General features: G+C 71.9%; 6 protein-coding genes. 1 reads left to right on the top strand and 5 read right to left on the bottom strand.

The genetic code is table 11. The features are described 5' to 3' along the window. The 5 genes from ACFVJS_RS26375 to ACFVJS_RS26395 form a co-directional block, all read right to left on the bottom strand. The coding region (locus tag ACFVJS_RS26375) for a DNA polymerase IV (protein ID WP_378886526.1) at positions 1–1090 on the bottom strand (1090 nt) is incomplete at its 3' end. 36 nt (positions 1091–1126) lie between these two features. Further along, entirely contained in the window at positions 1127–2419 is a 1293-nt protein-coding gene (locus ACFVJS_RS26380) for a glycoside hydrolase family 3 N-terminal domain-containing protein (protein ID WP_378886527.1), read from the bottom strand. Between the two features lie 89 nt (positions 2420–2508). Beyond that, positions 2509–3096 carry a dephospho-CoA kinase gene (gene coaE, locus ACFVJS_RS26385; RefSeq protein ID WP_378886528.1) on the bottom strand — a complete coding sequence of 196 codons (588 nt, stop codon included), beginning with the start codon at positions 3094–3096 and terminating at the stop codon, positions 2509–2511. A 171-nt stretch (positions 3097–3267) separates the two neighbouring features. Then, entirely contained in the window at positions 3268–4122 is an 855-nt protein-coding gene (locus tag ACFVJS_RS26390) for a helix-turn-helix domain-containing protein (RefSeq protein WP_378886529.1), read from the bottom strand. Next, the gene (locus ACFVJS_RS26395; RefSeq protein ID WP_378886530.1) at positions 4032–4244 is read right to left on the bottom strand and encodes a hypothetical protein; all 213 of its coding nucleotides are present in this window, start codon (positions 4242–4244) and stop codon (positions 4032–4034) included. Before ACFVJS_RS26395 ends, ACFVJS_RS26390 begins: the two co-directional genes overlap by 91 nt. 89 nt (positions 4245–4333) lie before the next feature. Between ACFVJS_RS26395 and ACFVJS_RS26400 the strand changes: the two genes are divergently transcribed. Beyond that, on the top strand, positions 4334–4492 hold the full coding sequence (locus ACFVJS_RS26400) for a hypothetical protein (RefSeq protein WP_378886531.1): 159 nt from the start codon (positions 4334–4336) through the stop codon (positions 4490–4492). Positions 4493–4519 lie beyond the last annotated feature (27 nt).

The raw sequence follows: 4519 nt of genomic DNA on the forward strand, positions 1-4519 counted from the left end.
GGATCGGACGGTCCTTCTCGACCCGGTCCAGCAGGGCGACCGCCTCGTCGGCGAGGCGGTCGGGGTCGAGGGTGGGCTCGGGGAGCTTGTGGCCGCGGGTGACGGTGAAGAACGGCTTGAAGCGCACCTTGATCTCGACCCGGGTCACCGGGCGGTCCTCCTTCACGACGTCCGCGAGACACTCGCCGCACAGCCGGCGGGTGGCGGCGACGATGTCGGGCCACTCGACGAGGTCCTGCTGGAAGGTCTCCTCGTGGCCATGGCCGCGGGCGACCCACGGCGAGGGGTCCACCGGGCTGCTGTCGACGCCACGGCCCAGGCGGCGCAGCCACGGGCCGGTCGTCGGGCCGATCTCGGCGGCCAGACGCTCCGCCGAGGCCGCCCCCAGATCAGCGACGGTCTCGATCCCGAGCCCGGCCAGCCGCTTCGCGGTCTTCGCCCCGATCCCCCACAGCGCATCGGTCGGGCGGTGGCCCATCTCGGCGTCCCAGGTCTCGTGGGTGATCCGGTAGACGCCGGTCCCCCGCAGCTGGCCGTTCGGTCCCGGCTCGTGACCGCCCGCTCCCGCTTCCCGCGCGACCGCACCGTCGACTCGCCGCTTGGCGAACCCGGTGGCGAGCTTCGCCTGGAGCTTGTTGTCGCCGACACCGACCCCGCTGGGCAGCCGGGTGCGGTCGAGCACCACGTCGCGTACGTCATGGGCGAAGGCCGCTGGATCGCCGAGGTCGCCGTGGCCGGGGCCGGGTCCGAGGAACGCCTCGTCCCAGCCGAGAACCTCGACCAGCACCGGCACCCCGCCCCACTCCAGCGACCGCAGCGTGTCCATGACGCCCGCGGAGGCCTTGTCGTAGGCGGCGTGATCGACCGGCAGCAGCACGGCGTCGGGACACTTCCGGACCGCCAGCCGCAGCGGCATCCCGGAGCCCACCCCGTGCTTCCGCGCCTCGTAGGAAGCCGTCGAGACCACCGCCCGCTCGGTCGGGTCGCCGCGACCACCCACGATCACCGGCTTCCCGGCGAGCTCAGGTCGCCGCAGCACCTCCACCGCCGCGATGAACTGATCCAGGTCGACGTGCAGCACCACGCTCATGCGGTCGATGGTGCCACGAACCGGCGCCGCCAGGCGTCAGCCGTCGGAAGCAGCCTCGGAGAGTCCCTCGGACGCCTCCTGCGCCCGCGCGCGTACGTCACCGGGCACCGGCACCGTTGCGGCGGTGCGCTGCTGCCACAGTTGCATGGCGACGACCTTCGCGGCCGCGTCCTCGACACGATCGCGGTCGAGACGGCCGGAACGCAGGGCCTTGACGATGCTGCGGTGGGCGGCCTTGGAGTTGGCCGGCATCAGCAGCAGATCGGCACCGGCCTCCAGGGCGGCGACCGAGGGCTTCTTGGTGGTGGTCGTGACCGCCCCCATCCCCAGCGAGTCGGTGACGGCGACGCCGTCGAAGCCGAGGTCGTCGCGGAGCAGGTCGTAGATCGGGGCCGCCATGCTGGCCGGCTTCCCGGGCGCCACGGCCTTGACGTCGACGTGGCTGATCATGACCGCCGGCGCCCCGGCGTCGACCGCAGCGTCGAACGGCACCAGGTCACGGCGCTTGAGCTTCTTCATGCCGAAGTCGAGCTCCTGGAGCCCGAGGTGGGTGTCGCCGGTGACAGCGCCGTGGCCCGGGAAGTGCTTGGTGGTGGAGACCAGACCGGCCTCGTTGTAGCCCTGCACCGCGGCGGAGACCGCCGTCGCGGCCACCCGGGGGTTCTCGCTCGGCGAGCGCGACCCGATGGTCGGGTCGGTCGCGCCGACCGTCACGTCGGCGACGGGCGCGAAGGCCCAGGTGAAGCCCAGGTCGCGCAGCTCGAGCGCCGTCGTCCGCGCCGCCTCCGTCGTCGCCGCGATGCCCTTGCGCGGCTTCGCCTCGATGGCCTCGCCGGTGCGCGCGAACTCCGGGAACTCCGTGGCCACGCCGCGCAGGTGGGAGACCACGCCACCCTCCTGATCGACGCCGATCACCGCAGGGAACGACCGCCCGTCGGCCGCGACCGCACGGGAGACCGCGGCGGTCGTCTCGCGCACCTGGGCCTCGTCGACGACGTTCTCGCCGGTCACGCTGACACCGGCGAGGTGGAGCTTGCGGACCATCTTCGCCGCCTTGGCCGGGTCGGTGCCGTGGTAGCGGCCGACGATCACCTGACCGGCGAGCTGCTTCTCGTCCCACCCCGCGACCAGCTCGCGGGCGGTGGCCAGCTCACCCTGCGTGGGTCCCCACGGAAGCGGCGTGGTGTCCTTCTTGGGGTCGGTCTTCGTCGTGGCGGCGGCCGGCCTGTTCGGCTCGACCTCGGACCTCGTCGGCATCCCGACGGTCACCGCCGCCGCGCCCGCGCCGGCCGCCAGCGCCAGCACGGCACCGGCGATCACCGGCCTCATCCAACGCCTCGAACGACGCTGCCGATCCTCTGAATCTGTGTGCTTGCCCCCAGTCACGCGGCCGAGTATGTCAGCAACCCCCACCCAGCTCACGAACCGGCGAGCGAGTCGTAGATCTCGCGCACCCGCTTCCTCAGGTCCTCGAGGGTGCCGGTGTTGTCGATGACGTACGTCGCGACCGCGAGCCGCTCCTCGCGACTCGCCTGCGCGGAGATGCGGGAGCGAGCGTCGGCCTCGGTCATCCCGCGCGCGACCGCCCGCTCGACCTGGGTCTCGACCGGTACGTCGACCACGATCACCTCGTCGAAGAAGGGCGCATAGCCCACCTCGACCAGCAGCGGGATGTCGTTGACGACCAGCTTGCCGGCCAACCGGCCCGCCTCCTCGAGCTCCGCGGAGCGCGCCCCGACCAGCGGGTGCACGATCGCGTTGAGCCGGGCTCGGGCGCCCTCGTCGGCGAAGACGATCTCCCCGACCTTGGCCCGGTCCAGCTCGCCGGTCTCGGTGAGTACCGACGGCCCGAACTCCTCGACGACAGCAGCGAGCCCCGGCGTGCCGGGCTCGACGACCTCCCGGGCGATCTTGTCCGAGTCGACGATCACCGCCCCGAGCCCGGCCAGCAGCTCCGACACCGTGCTCTTCCCCGAGGCGATCCCGCCGGTGAGTCCTACGCGCATGGGCGCAACCCTAGGGTGTGTCTCCCAAACCCACGCCCGCTACGCGACGTTTCGCATCCGATCTGGCCGCGTTGGCGCCGCTCGACAGCCTCCAGGATGCCTTCGCGGCGCCGCCTTGCCAGATCGGCCCGAAACGCCGCTCGCGGCCGCCGTGTCTTTGGGAGACACACCCTAGGCCGTGTCCTCCAAGGACGCGGCGGGGGCACACGCGAACCGGCGCCGGTAGGCCTGTGGGGAGAGCCCTCGCACCCGGGTGAAGTGGTGACGCAGGGCGGCGGCGTTGCCGAACCCGACCTCGCCCGCGATCCACTCCACCGACCGCTCGGTGCGCTCCAGCAGCTCCTCGGCCCGGCGGACCCGCTGGGCGGTGATCCAGGCATAGGGCGTGGCCCCGGTCTCCGCCCGGAACCTGCGTGCGAACGTACGCGGCGACATCAGCACCTGCCGGGCCAGCGAGTCCACATCGAGCTCCTCGTGGAGGTGGGACGAGATCCAGGCCAGCAGGGGCCCCAGCGTCTCCGCGTCGGGCTCGGGCACGGGGTGGGAGATGAACTGCGCCTGTCCCCCGTCACGCTGCGGCGGCACGACCATCCGGCGGGCGACGGCAGAGGCGACCGCGGCGCCGTACTCCTGGCGCCAGATGTGCAGCGCGGCGTCGAGCACGGAGGCGGTGCCGGCGCTGGTGACGATCTGGCCGGTGTCGACGTAGAGCACCTCGGGGACGACCTTCGACTCCGGGAACCGGCGCTGCAGCTCGGTGGCGTACTTCCAATGGGTCGTGCACTCGATCCCGTCGAGGAGGCCGGCCTCGCCCAGCGCGAAGGCGCCGGAGCAGGCGGTGAGGAAGCGGGCTCCACGGGCGTGCGCACGCAGCAGCGCGTCCTTCACCTCCACGGGCAGGGTGCCCTGAGGGCCGCCGAAGGCGGGGATGGCGATCAGGTCGGCCTCGTCGAGGCGCTCCAGACCGTTCGGCGCCTCGACCCCGAACCGAGGTTGGTGCGCACCATCCCCGCCGTCGGCGCACACACCGCGAAGTCGAGGTAGGGCACCCCGTCGTCGCGGCGGTCGATGGCGAAGGCCTCGCAGACCGCACCGAACTCGAAGGGGGCTACACCGTCCCAGATCACCGCAGCGACGTTCCTAAGCACCTCAGAAGGGTGCCAGTTGGCAGGAAATCGCGCAACTTAGGCATTTCTGCCAGTGTGGCAGGAATACCTGGTAGCGAAGAATTACTGCCATGACCACCGCACTGATCCTCATCGCACTGTTCGCCCTCGCCACCTACGCCACCTTCGCCGTCGTCCACGGCGACCGCCCCATGACCGCTCCTCGGTCCCACGCCATCGACCCGGCCTTCGAACCCCGCAGCAGCCTGCCCGCGACCAGGTGGCCCTAAAAGCCCGAATGCCCGGCCCCTCGAAAG

Origin of the sequence: Nocardioides sp. NPDC057772, from assembly GCF_042798075.1 — a bacterium.
Lineage (GTDB): Bacteria > Actinomycetota > Actinomycetes > Propionibacteriales > Nocardioidaceae > Nocardioides.